General features: G+C 63.0%; 1 protein-coding gene. It reads left to right on the forward strand.

What is annotated here, in order from left to right; all coding sequences use genetic code 11:
• Positions 1-1,188, forward strand: a 1,188-nt coding sequence (gene tuf / locus CTA01S_RS16170) for an elongation factor Tu (RefSeq protein WP_157451414.1), incomplete at both ends; no start/stop codon positions are given.

Below are 1,188 nucleotides of genomic sequence, written 5' to 3' on the forward strand. Positions count from 1 at the left end.
TGGCAAAAGGCAAGTTTGAGCGGACCAAGCCGCACGTGAACGTGGGGACGATTGGTCACGTGGACCATGGCAAGACGACGCTGACGGCGGCGATCACGACGATTTTGGCGGCCAAGTATGGTGGCGAGGCCAAGGCGTACGATCAGATCGACGCGGCGCCGGAGGAGAAGGCGCGCGGCATCACGATCAACACGGCGCACGTGGAGTACGAGACGGCCAACCGTCACTATGCGCACGTGGACTGCCCCGGGCATGCTGACTACGTGAAGAACATGATCACGGGTGCGGCGCAGATGGATGGGGCGATTCTGGTGGTGTCGGCTGCGGACGGTCCGATGCCGCAGACGCGCGAGCACATTCTGCTGGCCCGTCAGGTGGGTGTGCCCTACATCATCGTGTTCCTGAACAAGTGCGACATGGTCGACGATGCCGAGCTGCTCGAGCTCGTCGAGATGGAGGTGCGCGAGCTGCTGTCGAAGTACGAGTTCCCTGGGGACGACACGCCCATCGTGAAGGGGTCGGCCAAGCTGGCGCTCGAAGGCGACAAGGGCGAGCTGGGCGAGCAAGCCATCATGAAGCTGGCCGAGGCGCTGGACACCTACATTCCCACGCCGGAGCGTGCGGTCGATGGCACCTTCCTGATGCCTGTGGAAGACGTGTTCTCGATTTCGGGTCGTGGCACGGTGGTGACCGGTCGCGTGGAGCGCGGGGTCATCAAGGTGGGTGACGAAATCGAGATCGTGGGGATTCGTCCGACGCAGAAGACCACCTGCACGGGTGTGGAGATGTTCCGCAAGCTGCTGGACCAAGGTCAGGCGGGCGACAACGTGGGGATTTTGCTGCGCGGCACCAAGCGTGAGGAAGTCGAGCGTGGGCAAGTGCTGGCCAAGCCGGGCTCGATCACGCCGCACACGCACTTCACGGCCGAGGTGTACGTGCTGAGCAAGGAAGAAGGTGGGCGTCACACGCCGTTCTTCAACAACTACCGTCCGCAGTTTTACTTCCGCACCACGGACGTGACCGGAGCCATCGAACTGCCCAAGGACAAGGAGATGGTGATGCCGGGCGACAACGTGACGATCACCGTCAAGCTGATCGCGCCCATTGCCATGGAAGAAGGCCTGCGCTTTGCCATCCGCGAAGGCGGCCGCACCGTTGGCGCCGGCGTCGTGTCCAAGATCATCGAGT

The sequence above is a fragment of the Caldimonas taiwanensis NBRC 104434 genome, assembly GCF_001592165.1.
Classification (GTDB): Bacteria; Pseudomonadota; Gammaproteobacteria; order Burkholderiales; family Burkholderiaceae_C; genus Caldimonas; species Caldimonas manganoxidans.